The following is a 13911-nucleotide window of genomic DNA, read 5'->3' as shown; positions in this document are numbered from 1 at the left end:
ACCTATTTGCAATCAAAAGAAAATTATGATACTTTTTAAAGGTATTTTAATAAGTTTTTTTATAGACTTTATAAAATAGTTTTATAAAGTGAAAGGAAGGAACTTTCTTGAATCAAGTCAATACAACGATGACAGTGAAACGAATCAATACAGAGCTTGTAAGAGCAACGCTTAAAAGACTGAAATCGGCGACAAAACCTGAAGTTGCTAAAGCAACGGGGCTTAGTGTTATGACCTGTGGAACCATTTTAAATGAGTTACTTGCAACGGGTGAAGTGTTAGAGCAACAAGTGGATCCTTCGAGTGGAGGACGTCCAGCTATTCGTTATGAGTATCACGCCAATTATGCTCAAATCGTCTGTTTATATGCGAGAACGGAAGGGAATGAGCATTTTATCAGTTATCAAGTTTGTAATTTATTAGGTGAGTGTTTAGAAGAAAACACGATTTATTATGACGAGATTACGTATGACGTATATGAACAACAATTAGAGCGCCTAAAAGATGTTTATCCAGCGATTAAAGTAGCAGGAATTGGGGTCCAGGGTGTCGTGCATGAAGGGGTGATTGGTGTTTGTGATATCAAGAGGCTTGAAAAGGTGGACATTGTTTCGAAGTTAGAAGACAAATTAAAGATTGACATTGTCGCTCAAAATGATATGAATTTAATCACGTATGGTTACTATCAAAAACAAGAGGATGAATCCCCCAAAAACATAGCCTATGTTTATTTTCCTGATGGTAACTACATGGGAGCCGGTCTGATTGTGAATGGACAAGTGGTGAAAGGTGAAACTAACTTTTCAGGAGAGTTATCGTTCTTACCGTTGGGGATCCTAAGAAGTGAACAACTAGGGCAGTTCAAACAACCAGACACCATGGTTAAATTAGCCGCGAAAAGTATCGCGTCACTTATTGTGATTATTAATCCAGCAGTAATCGTTTTAGCAGGACGCTGTGTAAAAGAAGAAGATTTAAAACGGATTGAATCAGAGGTTAAGACAATGATTCCAGCTGTTCATATGCCAACACTTAAGTATCGTCATGATATTCATGCCGATTATATGAATGGATTAAAAACGTTGACGCTAGAACAACTATCGTACCCATTTAAATTTGAGAAGAAGACATTTTAGGAGGAAAAATGATGACTGAAAAAGAAAGAATGTTAAGTGGAAAACCTTATTTAGCGTTTGAAGACACGTTACTCGAAGAACGCCAACGCGCGAAAGGACTTGTTTATGAAATTAATACGTTGCATCCGTTTAAACTCGATGAACGACGTACGCTGTTAAAAGAATTGCTCGGAAAGACAGGTGAAAATTTCTTTGTTGAGCCACCATTTCGTTGTGATTATGGTTATAACATTGAAATTGGAGAAAATTTTTACTCAAACTATAACTGTACGATACTAGATTGTGCCAAAGTGACAATAGGAAATAACGTATTATTTGCACCTAATGTGAGTTTATTTACAGCTGGACATCCGATCGATGCGACATTGCGTGCACAGGAGTATGAATATGCGTTTCCCATTACGATTGGAAATGATGTATGGATTGGAGGAAATACGGTCATTAACCCAGGAGTGACGATTGGAAGCAACGTGGTTATCGGATCAGGATCAGTCATCACGAAAGATATTCCATCCAATTGTATTGCTGCTGGAAATCCATGCCGTGTGATTCGTGACATAACAGAGGAGGATAAGCAATATTATTATAAGAAACTAAAATTTGATCGCTAGGAGGAGAAAGATAATGGAGGGGATTATCAAGCAATTGATTGAGGAATATCGTAAACTTGAAGAAGTTGAGGCCATTACGATTGCAGGTTCACGTTCCGCTAATCGATCAGATGAGCAGTCTGATATCGATATCGATTTGTTTATTACTGCACCCATTTCAGTTGAAAAACGCCGAAACATTGCAACGAAGTTTTCATCTAACATGGAAATTGATAATCGATTTTTCGGAACGGGGGACGAGTTCTTTTTGAAGGATTATCCTATTGAAATCGATGTTTGTTTATTTGATTGGCAAGATATCGTGTCAGGATTAAAACGCGTCATGGAAGATTATCAGGCAAGTACCGGTTATACGACCTGTTTTGTTCATAACGTGGTAAATGCCCAGATTGTTTTTGATCGTCATGGGGAGTTTTCTAAAACACAAGAAAAATATAAAACATCCTATCCTAAAACCTTAAAACAAAATATCATTAGGATGAATTATCCGATTTTAAGACAGTGTTTTTCCTCATATGAGGCGCAAATTAAAAAGGCCATAACGCGAGGGGATTTAAATAGTGTTAATCATCGAGTCACTGCTTTTTTAGCGAGCTATTATGATATTTTATTTGCAGTGAATGAGATGTTTCATCCGGGGGAGAAACGATTACTTCATATTTTAATGCACCAGTGTGATAAATGTCCGGAGCATTTACAACAAAACGTCGAAGCGTTAATACAATCAGTCGGAGTGGATTCAAATAGTGTCTTAGCGTGTTTAACGTCATTAGTTGATGAACTTGATGTATTATTAAAACAAGAGAACTTACTTGATTAAACAAGAGCGTTACTCTTGTTTTTTTATTTCATGTTAACTTTGAATTTCAAAATAGTTGACGTAATAATAGAGATATGCTAAACTCTTTTTAATTCAAACTGTTTGAAATTCAAAACAAAGGAGAAAAAAGATGATTTTAAAGGAAGAGTTGTTAAGTATACTGGAGCAAAATCGTCATCAAGTTATGTCGGGGCAACTCTTAGCTAATCAATTAAATGTCAGTCGCACAGCAATTTGGAAATGCATTACGGCATTAAAAGAGGATGGCTATGAGATTAATACGATTCAAAATAAAGGGTATCAACTTCATAAATCTTGTGATGTACTATCCGTTGCCGGTATTAAAAGTCATTTAAAGTCATGCTACCAATCTAACGATATATTCTTACACCAAATCATTCCGTCAACGAATGAAGAAGCGAAACGATTGCTCACACTGGGAGTTAAGCATCAGACGGTGGTCTTAGCTGAGGGGCAAAGTGCAGGAAAAGGTCGCTTTGGTCGTGCTTTTTATTCACCAGCGCGAAGTGGAATTTACATGACGCTCATTTTACATCCTAATTTACAGCTTAAAAGTTCAGTCTTGCTCAGCACAGCCGTATCAGTTGCGATTTGTCGGGCGATTGAAGTGGTTTGTGGGATACAAACACAGATTAAATGGGTAAATGATATTTATTTGAATGAAAAGAAAGTAGGAGGAATTTTAACGGAGGCAGTCACCGATTTTGAAAGTGGAAGGGTTGAAAGTGTCATGATTGGCATTGGATTAAATGTCTCGACCGACATCTTTCCAAAAGAACTAGAAGAGATTGCAACATCGATTAAGCCTAAATTGGGAACGCGCAATCAATTGGTGGCTGAAATTTTAAATCAAGTATTTAAGATTTGTGAAAATTTAGAGTCAGCTAACTTTTTAGAAGAATATAAGGAAAGATCCACCGTTTTAGGAGAAGACATTTACTTTATCCAAAATGGAGTTAAACAAGTTGGGAAAGCGATTGAAATAGACCATGAAGGAGCCTTAATGGTGAAATTGCCTGACTCAACTATCATTCGACTGAATTCTGGGGAAATCACCATTCGTAAGAGTGGAATCGGAATTGAATCTTTTGAAAAGGTAGGAATTCAAATCGACTCATGAGACTTTTTAGAATTAAAAATTAAAGGATTAATCCAAAAAGAAGGAGCTTAAAAATGAAAACACACGATTTAACTAAAATGGCCATTTGTATCACCTTATTATGTATTTCATCTTATGTCTCATTTCCATTACCATTGTCGCCTGTTATGATTACAACACAGACGATTATCATTAATTTAATTGCGCTAATTTTAACGCCAAAGCAAGCCTTTGTCACTGTGTCGTTATATATCATAATGGGGTTGATTGGCTTGCCTGTTTTTTCAGGAGGAGCTTCAGGTCTTGCTAAAATTTTAAGTCCAACGGGAGGCTTTATTATGGGATTTTTAATCGCAGCTCCACTCATGAGTTATGTAAAAGGAGAATGCGTCCATTTAAAATCAGCGTTATGCATTACAATCTTAATTGGAATGCCGATTATTTATTTATTTGGAACGTATTGGATGAGTTTAAATCAAGGAATTGGTATTTATGATGCGTTTAAAGTGTCTGTTATCCCGTTTGTTTTAGGTGATGTAGTCAAATGTGTGATTGCCTCTTTAGTAGCGGTTAGACTCACTAAAAGGGTTAATCAATCCGTTTTTAGAGGGCACCTTGTGAATGAATAATGTGGTGGATTTAGAATCTTTATTTGGATTTAAACTTGATTTGATAGAAGAGGAAGAATGTCACTTTATGACCTGAAAATTAAAAAGTGAAGTCACGAATTTCGAGACTTCACTTTTTATGATGAAGTTGTTTATCCTAAGGCAACATCCATGACCATCATCACCATAAATCCTAAGATGACACCGATAGCGGCTAAGTTTTTATTGTCTCTTGCACTTTCTGGAATCAATTCAGAAGACACGACTGAAATCATAGCACCAGCTGCGAAAGCTAATAAAAAAGGAAGTAAGCTACGAACACTAATAGCTGCCAAGGCTCCAATCACACCTGCCACAGGTTCAACTAATCCAGAAGCTTGTCCAGAAAGGAATGATTTCCATCGACTATACCCTTCTCGACGTAAAGGTAGTGAAACGGCAGCCCCTTCAGGAAAGTTTTGAAGTCCGATTCCAATAGCGAGTAAAATAGCAGAAATTAAAGTGGCTCCTTCAATTCCCGCGACAACACCACCAAATGCAACCCCGACAGCTAATCCTTCGGGAATATTATGTATCGTAACTGCTGACACGAGCAGTAAACTGCGTTTTAAAGAATTTTTACCTTCGGCATCTCTCCACTGATTAAAGTAGAAGTGATCCATTAGTTTTTCAGATAAGACAACAAATAAACCGCCAGCTAAAAATCCAAGTGCTGGAGTAAACCAGACGAAATGTGAACCTAAATCTTCCGCTAACTCGAGTGCTGGATTTAATAATGACCAGAAACTGGCGGCAATCATAACGCCTGCTCCAAATCCGAGCATCCCATCAAGTAATCTTTTATTAATGTTCTTAAAGAAAAGAACGACGGCAGCTCCTAGAGCAGTTACTCCCCAAGTAAAAATTGTCGCAAGTAATGCTTGAATTACTGGAGAGAGGCTAGCAAACCATTCCATTTTAAAAATCCTCTCCTTTTTGTCTGTTTATACATTGTCAGTATATTCTAATCTTAGAAATGTGTGCCTGCCTAAAGATGAAGATAAGGAGCTCATTCTCAAATTTGGAAAATATTTAGGCTAGATAACAGTGAATTTTTTTTATATAATAGGATTGTTAGAAATGGAATGTCAAATCAGACAAGTGCTGATTGGCAGACCATTTTAATGATCTCATGTTGGCGCATGAGATTTTTTTATGGGGTTTAATGAACTTTGTTTTTCGCATGAAGAAATCATTGGAGTGCAATTGAAATTCGAAACAATCTAAAATGGAGCGCTGAGGGCGTTCCTTTTTTAATGGATCATTACTGTTGTGCCATCGGGAATCGTCTCATAAATCCATTTTGCATTCGATGGATTTAAACGGATACAACCATGACTTAAAGCTTGTCCGAGTCTTCCATCAATGATATAGCTGCCTGTTGGATCGTATAAAACGGAATGATAGTAATAACCTTCGGCAAAACGTGTGGCATCTTTAACCGTATAACGGTTTGTTCCAAAAGAGGGTTTTCGTCCAATGATTGAAAACGTTCCGCTAATCGTAGGTGTACGAGGAGCGCCAATCGTTGATTTCCATTTGAAAAGTTGGGTCCAAATGTCGTTTTCTTTTTTAAACACATACGTCTCGCGATGCTTCAAATCAGTCGTTAACAAATAATCAGTGGGGCTTTGAATATCATTATCATTCACAAATTTTAACATATCAGTTGAAAACTCAGCTTGTTTCGTTAAATCAGGTTTTTGACCATCATCAGATAGATAAGTATTAAACACATAACCAAATTCATCGTTGTAAACGACATAACTCCAGTTTCCCTCTGTTGCTAAAACTTCAATACGTGATTGTTTGGGAATAAGGGTTAGTACATTAGAAGTGGTTGATGGCGCTTCTCGTAAATTTAAGTTGCTATAAGGGGACATTGTTTTTGACACATAATCACGACTGACATACCCTCTCGTCCCTTGATAATTCACTTCTAACCATTCATCATCCGTATCCGTCACTTCGATTTTTGAATACTTCGGAATCATCAAAAGGATTGGGGCTGAGGTTGATTTACCCCTTCGAAGATTTAAGTTACTGGTTGTATATTTGATTTGAATCGCACGCACTTGGAAATTGATAATTTGCAATTGTATCCATCCTTTCAAAGTTAGTCTACTCATAGCCTATGTGAAGATTAAATAATCAGTTCATGATATAATGTGAAAAAATGGAGGGATGGATTTGCAAACAGAAGGAGTATTTACAATCGTAGTAAACAAGAAGCAGGAGGTATTATTAGTCAAACGAAAAGATTTACCGATTTGGGATTTACCAGGAGGTAGAGTGGATGAAAGGGAATTATTAGAAGAGGCGGCCAAACGTGAGGTGCGTGAAGAAACTGGATACGAGGTGGAGATTGTTGACAAAGTGGGTGTTTATGATCGACCATCATTTCATGATGTGCAACATATCTACACAGGCATTGTAACGGGAGGCTGAGGAATTGAAAACGGTCCTGAAACAGCTAAACTCAAATTTTTTAATCCCAAATGTCTGCCGCTTTTGATGGTGCCACACCGTAAAAAACAAATTAGAGATTATCAAAAAAATAAACGTCACCTTAAAGAAATATTAGAAGATTCTTGGTTATTTTTGAAGTTGTTTCACTAACAGTTAGTATAAGTTTGAGAGGGATGAAACAAGATAAGAAGAGTAATTTCATGAAAGTGAATGAAGAGAATGGAACAAAAAAATTTAAAAAAATTAATCTTAAGTGGCGTCTTATTTGTTGGACTGATTGCGATTACGTTTTACCTTTTATTTCGTAAGCAAAATCTAGGTGACTTATTTCAAACACTCAAACTTGTCAATTTGATGTGGGTGTTCATTGGGGTAGGATGTATGTTTATATATATGTGTCTAGATGCGTTAAATATCAAGCGAATCTTACATATTCTACATCAAGATATTTCCTATTTTAATTGCTTAAGGTATACTTTTTCAGGCTTTTTCTTTAGCTCAGTAACCCCTTCAGCATCTGGTGGTCAGCCGATGCAAATTTATTATATGTTTAAAGATCACATTGAAATCTCGCATTCTTCTTTAGCTTTATTGCTTAACTTTGCGAGCTTTCAACTCGTGACGATTACGGTGGCGATTATCTCCTTTTTAAGTGAGTATCGATTTTTAGGGGATATTGGAAGAACCCTAAAAATTTTATTAATGATTGGCGTTGGCGTAAATTCTTTTTTATTGGTTATCGTATTGATGGGGATTTTTTCAAAAACATGGTCTCTTAAAATCGTTGATTTTGTTTTAAGTCTTTTACAAAAGCTAAAGGTTAAACAAATTGAGTATTTGAGACAATTAGCATATGATCAAATTAAAAAGTATCAAGAAGGAGCTGTCTACATAAAGACACATCAAACACGCATGGGATCAGTTTTATTAACCACCTTTTTTCAAGTCATGGCCATGCATTCTGTAACGTATTGTGTGTATCGAGCGTTTGGCTTATCAGATTTTTCTTATCTCAAAGTGCTATCCCTTCAAGCCATTTTATATATAGCTGTGTCAGCCATTCCATTACCAGGTGCAGTTGGAGTGAGTGAAGGTGGGTTTGTCATGTTATTTGCGACCCTATTTCCGAAAATGTTAATTGATTCAGCCATGCTTTTAAGCCGAGGCATCAGTTTTTATTTATTTGTGGCGATTAGTGGATTAGTGGTGCTATTGGGTCATCTTCTAATAGCCAAACAGAATAAGAAAAAAGAAGGTTTAACTAGTTAACCTTTTTTTCTTTTATGAACGAGAAGAGGATAAATGGGGATAAAAGAAACTAGGTCTTTTCGTGAAGTAGTGTTACAATAGAGAAGTCTCATTGATTTTCGATAAGAAGAAATCGTTATCAGGAACTCATTCATTTCGCTTAAGGGACCGAAATAACCAAGTTTGAATCGTTATAGTTCGGTTATGAATTGTTTGGGTTATAGAACAGATTAAGAAAGTATAGAGGGATTTAAATGACAGCATTTAATGAGTTACAACTGAGTGAATCGATTTTGAAATCATTAACAGGACTTGGATATGAGCACGCGACAGAGGTACAGGCAAGTGTCATTCCAACTGTTTTAAATAAACAAGATTTGATTGTGCAATCTAAAACCGGAAGCGGGAAAACAGCAGCGTTTGGGATTCCGATATGTGAAATGTTAGATTGGGATGAGAATAAGCCTCAGGCGCTTATTTTAACGCCAACACGAGAATTAGCACTACAAATTAAAGAAGAGATTTCAAATATTGGCCGTTTCAAGCGAATCAAGGTAACGGCGGTTTATGGGAAGTCTCCATTTAAAGAGCAGGCTCGTGAATTAAAGCAAAAAACTCATATCGTCGTGGGAACACCAGGTCGTGTTCAAGACCATTTAGAACGTGGGACGTTGTCTCTTGATAAATTATCTTTATTCGTATTAGATGAAGCTGATGAAATGTTAAAGATGGGGTTCATTGAGGTCGTTGAAAATATTATGAATGAAGCACCTAGAAAACGTCAAACGATGTTATTTTCAGCCACAATGCCAGATCGCATTAAAAAATTAAGCCAGCATTATTTAACTCATCCACAAGAAATAAAGATTGAATCACCGACTTTAACAACAGATCTTGTTGAACATGCACTATATGAAGTTCGTGAACAAGAGAAGGTAAAATTATTACAAGATTTATTAATGGTTGAAAATCCAGAGCGTTGTATGATTTTCTGTTCAACGAAAGAAGCGGTTGATGCCCTGTATCGTAATTTATCTCAAAAAGGCTATCCAATTGAACGTTTGCACGGAGGACTGGATCAGAAAGAACGTTTTGAAACGATGAAAAACTTCAAAATTGGTCGTTTTGCCTACTTAGTCTCAACCGATGTCGCAGCTCGTGGGATTGATGTATCAGGGGTTAGTCATGTGATTAACTATGATCTCCCACCGGAAAAAGATTCATTTGTTCACCGTATTGGTCGTGCCGGTCGTGCCGGTCAAAAAGGTAAGGCAATCACATTTGCGACTCGATTTGACCAAAGATGGTTAGAAGAGATTCAAGCTTATATTGGGTTTGAGTTACCGATTTGTGAACGTCCAAGTGAGGATGTGACGCAACAAGCGAAAGATGGGTTTATGAAAAAATTAAATTCACGTCCGACCTTACGTCATGAAAAAACGGCAGATGTAAACCGTGAAATTATGAAGTTATATATCAATGGTGGTAAGAAAAAGAAATTACGTGCGATTGATTTTGTGGGCGCAATTACGTCAGTTGATGGAGTAAGTGGCGAGGATATTGGAATTATTGATATTCAGGATAATGTCACGTATGTTGATATTTTAAATGGCAAAGGATGGACTGTTATTCGCGGTCTAAAAGATAAAACCATTAAAGGGAAAAAATTACGCGTTCAAAAAGCATATGAATAATGAAAAGGAGTTTGTTCTTTAGGGAACAAGCTCTTTTTTTGAAAGTAAATTCAGAAAAAAAAGTAATATTTTTATTATGAAAAGGCATTGTTTTCAACAAACAAAATGAATGGTAAAAATAAAGCGCAAAAACCGTTGCAACAAAAGATTTGGAAAAAAACTTGAGCTTAGAATCAAAAGGTAATTGAAATTTATGAGTGTATCAATTAATAAATTAAAAATATCACAAAAAAAAGAAGAATGTGATAAAAATCACAGTTTTTTTAAAAACTTGATGGTAGAATGAAAAAAGTAATGAGCTAAAAGCTAGATAGCTCTCATCAAAATTAGTCATATAAATGGTTGTAAATGTTTAAACTGTTAAAGAAGGATAATTTAAAACCTAAAGGAGATGTCGATGACAAAAGTAATTAATGTGATGGGTCAAGGTTCGAATGTTGGAAAAACAGACTTGATGGAAGGACTCATTCAAGAGCTTAAAACGCGAGGATTAAGTGTGGCAACCGTGAAACACGATGTACATGGTTTTGATATCGATCATAAGGGTAAAGATACTTACCGTCATCGTGAAGCGGGCGCAGAAACGGTTATTATCTCTTCAAAAAAGAGATTTGCAATGATTAAAGAAGTAGAAGAAGAAATAAAGTTAAACGATATTTTGAAGTTATTAAAAGATAAAGATATTATTTTGGTTGAAGGCTATAAAAAAAGTCCTTTAAGAAAAATTGAAGTCTATCGTGAAGGATTTAGTGAAGGGATTCTAACACCGGAACATTTATTGATTGCGATTGCTTCTAAAACAGAGGTTTTAAGTGAATCTCATTTAGTGATTGATAAAGAAGATTATAAGTCGTTAGCAGATTTAATACTGCAAGAAAAAGAATTTGAATTTGAAGAATAATTGAATAATTTTCTTGAGTATAAAAGGTCCTAAGGAAGTAAAATCTAAGGCATTTATACCTGAATCTAACAAAAGATTCACAGGGTGATACTTGAAAAAGTATGATCTCCACGTTTTGGGAAGGAAAATCAGTAGAGTTTATATAGATTTATATAAGCTTATTGCTCATGCCCAAAAATGGGTGGATGTAATAAGCTTTTTTTGTTGTCAAAAGTAGAGGTGATGGAGATGAAATCATTTATAAGTTTAGAAGAGGCCTTAACCATTATGGATCAAAATATTCTGTCACTTCAAAGTGAAACTGTGGAGTTGCTTGAGAGTGTCGGTAGGATTTGTAGTCAATCGATTTTCTCAGGTATTAATAATCCACCGTTTGATAAGTCGGCCATGGATGGTTATGCAGTTCGAGTTGAAGACTTAAATGAAGTTCCTAAAAAACTAGACCTTATAACGACCGTCTTTGCAGGGACAAATAGTGAAGAAGAAGTTCGACCAGGGACCGCCATCAAAATCATGACGGGTGCAAAGATTCCTAAAGGTGCAAATGCCGTGGTGAAAGTTGAAGAGACAACGTGCGAGTCAAATCAGGTCACGATTTTGAAAAAAGCCACTCCTCAGCAATTTATCTGCCCAATAGGAGAAGATATTGAAATTGGGACGTTATTAGTCGAAGCAAAAAAAACATTAAATTATGCGGATATTGGGATTTTAGCGAGTGCAGGTATTCATGAGGTTCAAGTGTATAAAAAACCACGAGTGGCCTTTATTAGTACCGGAGATGAAGTCATGGATGTCAATCAACCGTTAAAAGAAGCTAAAATTTATAATAGTAATAAGTATGCACTCATCGCAAGATTAAAAGAAATGGGATATGACATCACCTATATCGACCATGAATTTGATTCAGAGATTGAAATTGCAAAGAAGTTAAAGCAAGCTGCAGAAGTTTCAGATTTAGTGATCACAACAGGTGGAGCGTCTGTTGGTGAGAAAGATTTAATTAAAGAAGCGATTGAGGCGCTAGGTGGAGAGAAGTTATTTTGGAAAATTCTCATTAAACCTGGATCGGCCATGCTAGCGAGTCTTTATGAAGGAAAACCAATCATTAGTTTATCAGGAAATCCAACAGCAGCGCTCACGACTTTTGAATTAATGGTCAAACCGACGCTTGAAAAATTGAGTGGACAGGTCAAAATAGAATTAAAAAGAGAACAAGCTATTTTACAATCTGATTTTACGAAGTCTTCACCACAAAGACGTTTCGTTCGAGGATTTTTTGAAGCGACACAAGAAGGACAACGTGTGTTTGTGACACAAGTGAAAAGTGGGAATAGCATTCTAAGTTCTGCCCTTCATTCTAATTGTTTAATAGAATTTGAAGCTAATCAAGAACCATTAAAAGCAGGATCGATTGTGACAATCATTAAATTATAAAAGAGGTGGCAGCATTGATTTCAAAAACACTAGCTATTTTAGCAGGTGGAAAAAGTAGCCGTATGAATTATCAGAATAAAGCGTTCATTGCATATAAAGAAAAGCAGTTTATCGAGCATATCATCGAGGCAGGGCGTGATTTTGAAGAGATGATCATTGTGACAAATCAACCAGAAGATTATCAAAAATATAACCTTAAGACAATTTCCGACATTTTCCCGGGAAATGGTCCATTATCCGGCATTCATGTTGCCTTAAAGGCAGCAAAAAATGAAGAAGTGCTATGTATCGCATGTGATATGCCCCTGACAAGTCGAGAGGTGCTTTATTACTTAGGAGAATATGTAACGGATGCTGATGTTTTAGTACCGTTATGTGACGATAGACTTCAACCACTATGCGCCGTTTATCATAAGCGACTTCTTCCTAAGATGGAAAAATGTTTAAAGAATCAGGATTTTAAATTACAAAAATTTATTTTAAGTGCGAATTATGAAGTGCTTAAAGGATTAGAGAATCGTCAATTTGTCGGAAAAGATTTTTTTAATGTTAATACGCCAACGGATTTGTTAGAATTGGAGGAAATATAAATGTATACGGTTGGAATTATCACAAGTAGTGACAAAGGATATGCCGGAGAGCGTGAAGATAAAAGTGGAGCCGTCGTGAAAGAAATCGTTGAGGCAAATGGATTTGAAGTGGTGAAATATATTGTTTTACCAGATGATCAACAAATGCTAGAAGATGAATTTAAAAAGATGTGTGATGAATTAAAAGTTAACTTAGTGTTGAGTACAGGTGGGACAGGATTTTCAAAGCGTGATATTACGCCAGAAGCAACGAAAGCAATCATTGAACGCGAGGCACCAGGAATTTGTGAAGCGATTCGTTACTTTAGCTTACAAATTACTAAACGAGCGATGTTATCACGCGCTGTATCAGGAATTCGTAAGGATACATTAATTGTGAATCTACCAGGAAGTCCAAAAGCTTGTACGGAGGCGTTGGATTTTGTATTAGACGATATAAAGCATGGAATTGATATTTTACTTGGGGAGGCCAAAGAATGCGCAAGAAAATAATCTTATTAACCGTCTTATGTATGGGAATGATTTTATCAGCGTGTGGGACGCAAAAAGAGGAAGTGACTGAACTTAATATCAGTGTAGCAGCGAGTTTAGTCAATCCGATTGATGAGATGATTGAACTTTATACTAAAGATCACCCTGTTAAAATTAATGTAAATTCAGGGGGATCAGGAACACTTAAGAAACAAATTTCAGAAGGTGCAGATATCGGTTTATTCTTCTCAGCGAATGAAAAATATGTGGTTGAGTTAATAGATGAAGGATTAGTAAAGCCTTCTAATAAATCAAACTTAATTTATAACACATTAGTCGTGATTAAGAATAAAGAGGCACAGACACTTAATTCCTTATTAGACATTAAAGAAAATGGATCAATGCTAGCCATTGGTGAAGTAAGTACAGTTCCAGCAGGTGAATACGCTAAAGAATCATTAACTAATCTTGGATTATGGGATGAGTTAGAATCTTCTTTAATTTATGGAAAAGATGTTACCGCTGTTAAAACCTATGTTGAACGTGGAGAAGTTGATTATGGTATTGTTTATAAAACAGATGCAATGAATCTTGAAAATGGTGAAGTGATGATGACGCTGCCAACGGATTCTTATCAAGAAATTGTCTATTCATTAGCATCGATTGAAGGTTATTCAAACGAAGCTGAATGTTTGAAGTTTATGGATTTTATTAAATCAGACACGGGAAAATCAATTTTGAAAAATTATGGTTTTGAAGTAAGTGAGTAA

Annotated in this window: 15 protein-coding genes and 1 riboswitch; of the genes, 13 read left to right on the top strand and 2 right to left on the bottom strand. The window is 36.0% G+C overall.

Translation table 11 applies throughout. From position 1 onward, the window contains the following. Positions 1 to 107: 107 nt before the first annotated feature. The 5 genes from HMPREF9402_RS13815 to HMPREF9402_RS13795 all read left to right on the top strand — a co-directional run bounded on the left by HMPREF9402_RS13815 (position 108) and on the right by HMPREF9402_RS13795 (position 4316). On the top strand, positions 108 to 1136 hold the full coding sequence (locus HMPREF9402_RS13815) for an ROK family protein (protein ID WP_009607710.1): 1029 nt from the start codon (positions 108 to 110) through the stop codon (positions 1134 to 1136). An 8-nt stretch (positions 1137 to 1144) separates the two neighbouring features. Continuing rightward, the gene (locus HMPREF9402_RS13810) at positions 1145 to 1747 is read left to right on the top strand and encodes a sugar O-acetyltransferase (protein ID WP_006785708.1); all 603 of its coding nucleotides are present in this window, start codon (positions 1145 to 1147) and stop codon (positions 1745 to 1747) included. A gap of 13 nt (positions 1748 to 1760) precedes the next feature. After that, positions 1761 to 2567, top strand: a complete 807-nt coding sequence (locus HMPREF9402_RS13805; RefSeq protein ID WP_009607711.1) for a DUF4037 domain-containing protein — start codon at positions 1761 to 1763, stop codon at positions 2565 to 2567. Positions 2568 to 2697: 130 nt separating this feature from the next. Beyond that, entirely contained in the window at positions 2698 to 3708 is a 1011-nt protein-coding gene (locus HMPREF9402_RS13800; RefSeq protein WP_006785710.1) for a biotin--[acetyl-CoA-carboxylase] ligase, read from the top strand. Positions 3709 to 3761: 53 nt separating this feature from the next. Further along, positions 3762 to 4316, top strand: a complete 555-nt coding sequence (locus tag HMPREF9402_RS13795; protein ID WP_009607698.1) for a biotin transporter BioY — start codon at positions 3762 to 3764, stop codon at positions 4314 to 4316. Positions 4317 to 4447: 131 nt separating this feature from the next. Here HMPREF9402_RS13795 and HMPREF9402_RS13790 read toward each other — a convergent pair whose 3' ends face one another. Together HMPREF9402_RS13790 and HMPREF9402_RS14315 are read right to left on the bottom strand one after the other, a co-directional pair. Then, positions 4448 to 5251 carry a ZIP family metal transporter gene (locus HMPREF9402_RS13790; RefSeq protein ID WP_006785712.1) on the bottom strand — a complete coding sequence of 268 codons (804 nt, stop codon included), beginning with the start codon at positions 5249 to 5251 and terminating at the stop codon, positions 4448 to 4450. A 336-nt stretch (positions 5252 to 5587) separates the two neighbouring features. Continuing rightward, the gene (locus HMPREF9402_RS14315) at positions 5588 to 6430 is read right to left on the bottom strand and encodes a L,D-transpeptidase family protein (protein ID WP_009607706.1); all 843 of its coding nucleotides are present in this window, start codon (positions 6428 to 6430) and stop codon (positions 5588 to 5590) included. Positions 6431 to 6524: 94 nt separating this feature from the next. Between HMPREF9402_RS14315 and HMPREF9402_RS13780 the strand changes: the two genes are divergently transcribed. The 8 genes from HMPREF9402_RS13780 (at position 6525) to modA (ending at position 13911) form a co-directional block, all read left to right on the top strand. Beyond that, complete coding sequence (locus tag HMPREF9402_RS13780) at positions 6525 to 6782, top strand: NUDIX hydrolase (RefSeq protein WP_006785714.1); 258 nt, start codon at positions 6525 to 6527, stop codon at positions 6780 to 6782. A 240-nt stretch (positions 6783 to 7022) separates the two neighbouring features. Next, a complete protein-coding gene (locus HMPREF9402_RS13775) occupies positions 7023 to 8072 on the top strand; it encodes a lysylphosphatidylglycerol synthase transmembrane domain-containing protein (protein ID WP_039931123.1) in 1050 nt (349 codons plus the stop codon). A gap of 233 nt (positions 8073 to 8305) precedes the next feature. After that, positions 8306 to 9745 carry a DEAD/DEAH box helicase gene (locus HMPREF9402_RS13770; protein WP_006785717.1) on the top strand — a complete coding sequence of 480 codons (1440 nt, stop codon included), beginning with the start codon at positions 8306 to 8308 and terminating at the stop codon, positions 9743 to 9745. Between the two features lie 397 nt (positions 9746 to 10142). Further along, positions 10143 to 10646, top strand: coding sequence for a molybdopterin-guanine dinucleotide biosynthesis protein B (gene mobB, locus HMPREF9402_RS13765; RefSeq protein ID WP_009607694.1), 504 nt, complete (start codon positions 10143 to 10145; stop codon positions 10644 to 10646). Continuing rightward, positions 10645 to 10788, top strand: a riboswitch (molybdenum cofactor riboswitch). (Overlaps the previous gene by 2 nt.) A gap of 86 nt (positions 10789 to 10874) precedes the next feature. Beyond that, a complete protein-coding gene (locus tag HMPREF9402_RS13760) occupies positions 10875 to 12080 on the top strand; it encodes a molybdopterin molybdotransferase MoeA (RefSeq protein ID WP_009607693.1) in 1206 nt (401 codons plus the stop codon). Positions 12081 to 12094: 14 nt separating this feature from the next. Continuing rightward, a complete protein-coding gene (gene mobA, locus HMPREF9402_RS13755) occupies positions 12095 to 12670 on the top strand; it encodes a molybdenum cofactor guanylyltransferase (protein ID WP_006785720.1) in 576 nt (191 codons plus the stop codon). Beyond that, positions 12671 to 13162 carry a MogA/MoaB family molybdenum cofactor biosynthesis protein gene (locus tag HMPREF9402_RS13750; protein WP_006785721.1) on the top strand — a complete coding sequence of 164 codons (492 nt, stop codon included), beginning with the start codon at positions 12671 to 12673 and terminating at the stop codon, positions 13160 to 13162. Continuing rightward, positions 13147 to 13911, top strand: a complete 765-nt coding sequence (gene modA / locus HMPREF9402_RS13745) for a molybdate ABC transporter substrate-binding protein (RefSeq protein WP_006785722.1) — start codon at positions 13147 to 13149, stop codon at positions 13909 to 13911. Before HMPREF9402_RS13750 ends, modA begins: the two co-directional genes overlap by 16 nt.

This window comes from Turicibacter sp. HGF1 (assembly GCF_000191865.1).
GTDB classification, from domain to species: Bacteria; Bacillota_I; Bacilli_A; order MOL361; family Turicibacteraceae; genus Turicibacter; species Turicibacter sanguinis.
This window is presented reverse-complemented; position numbering and strand designations above follow the sequence as displayed.

What these genes read in the sequence shown, in the direction of transcription:
- HMPREF9402_RS13760 (WP_009607693.1), top strand. Translation starts at nt 10,875, where the DNA reads ATGAAATCATTTATAAGTTTAGAAGAGGCCTTAACCATTATGGATCAA.
- HMPREF9402_RS13810 (WP_006785708.1), top strand. Translation starts at nt 1,145, where the DNA reads ATGATGACTGAAAAAGAAAGAATGTTAAGTGGAAAACCTTATTTAGCG.
- HMPREF9402_RS13770 (WP_006785717.1), top strand. Translation starts at nt 8,306, where the DNA reads ATGACAGCATTTAATGAGTTACAACTGAGTGAATCGATTTTGAAATCA.
- HMPREF9402_RS13795 (WP_009607698.1), top strand. Translation starts at nt 3,762, where the DNA reads ATGAAAACACACGATTTAACTAAAATGGCCATTTGTATCACCTTATTA.
- mobB (WP_009607694.1), top strand. Translation starts at nt 10,143, where the DNA reads ATGACAAAAGTAATTAATGTGATGGGTCAAGGTTCGAATGTTGGAAAA.
- HMPREF9402_RS13775 (WP_039931123.1), top strand. Translation starts at nt 7,023, where the DNA reads ATGGAACAAAAAAATTTAAAAAAATTAATCTTAAGTGGCGTCTTATTT.
- HMPREF9402_RS13800 (WP_006785710.1), top strand. Translation starts at nt 2,698, where the DNA reads ATGATTTTAAAGGAAGAGTTGTTAAGTATACTGGAGCAAAATCGTCAT.
- modA (WP_006785722.1), top strand. Translation starts at nt 13,147, where the DNA reads ATGCGCAAGAAAATAATCTTATTAACCGTCTTATGTATGGGAATGATT.
- HMPREF9402_RS13790 (WP_006785712.1), bottom strand. Translation starts at nt 5,251, where the DNA reads ATGGAATGGTTTGCTAGCCTCTCTCCAGTAATTCAAGCATTACTTGCG.
- HMPREF9402_RS13750 (WP_006785721.1), top strand. Translation starts at nt 12,671, where the DNA reads ATGTATACGGTTGGAATTATCACAAGTAGTGACAAAGGATATGCCGGA.
- HMPREF9402_RS13805 (WP_009607711.1), top strand. Translation starts at nt 1,761, where the DNA reads ATGGAGGGGATTATCAAGCAATTGATTGAGGAATATCGTAAACTTGAA.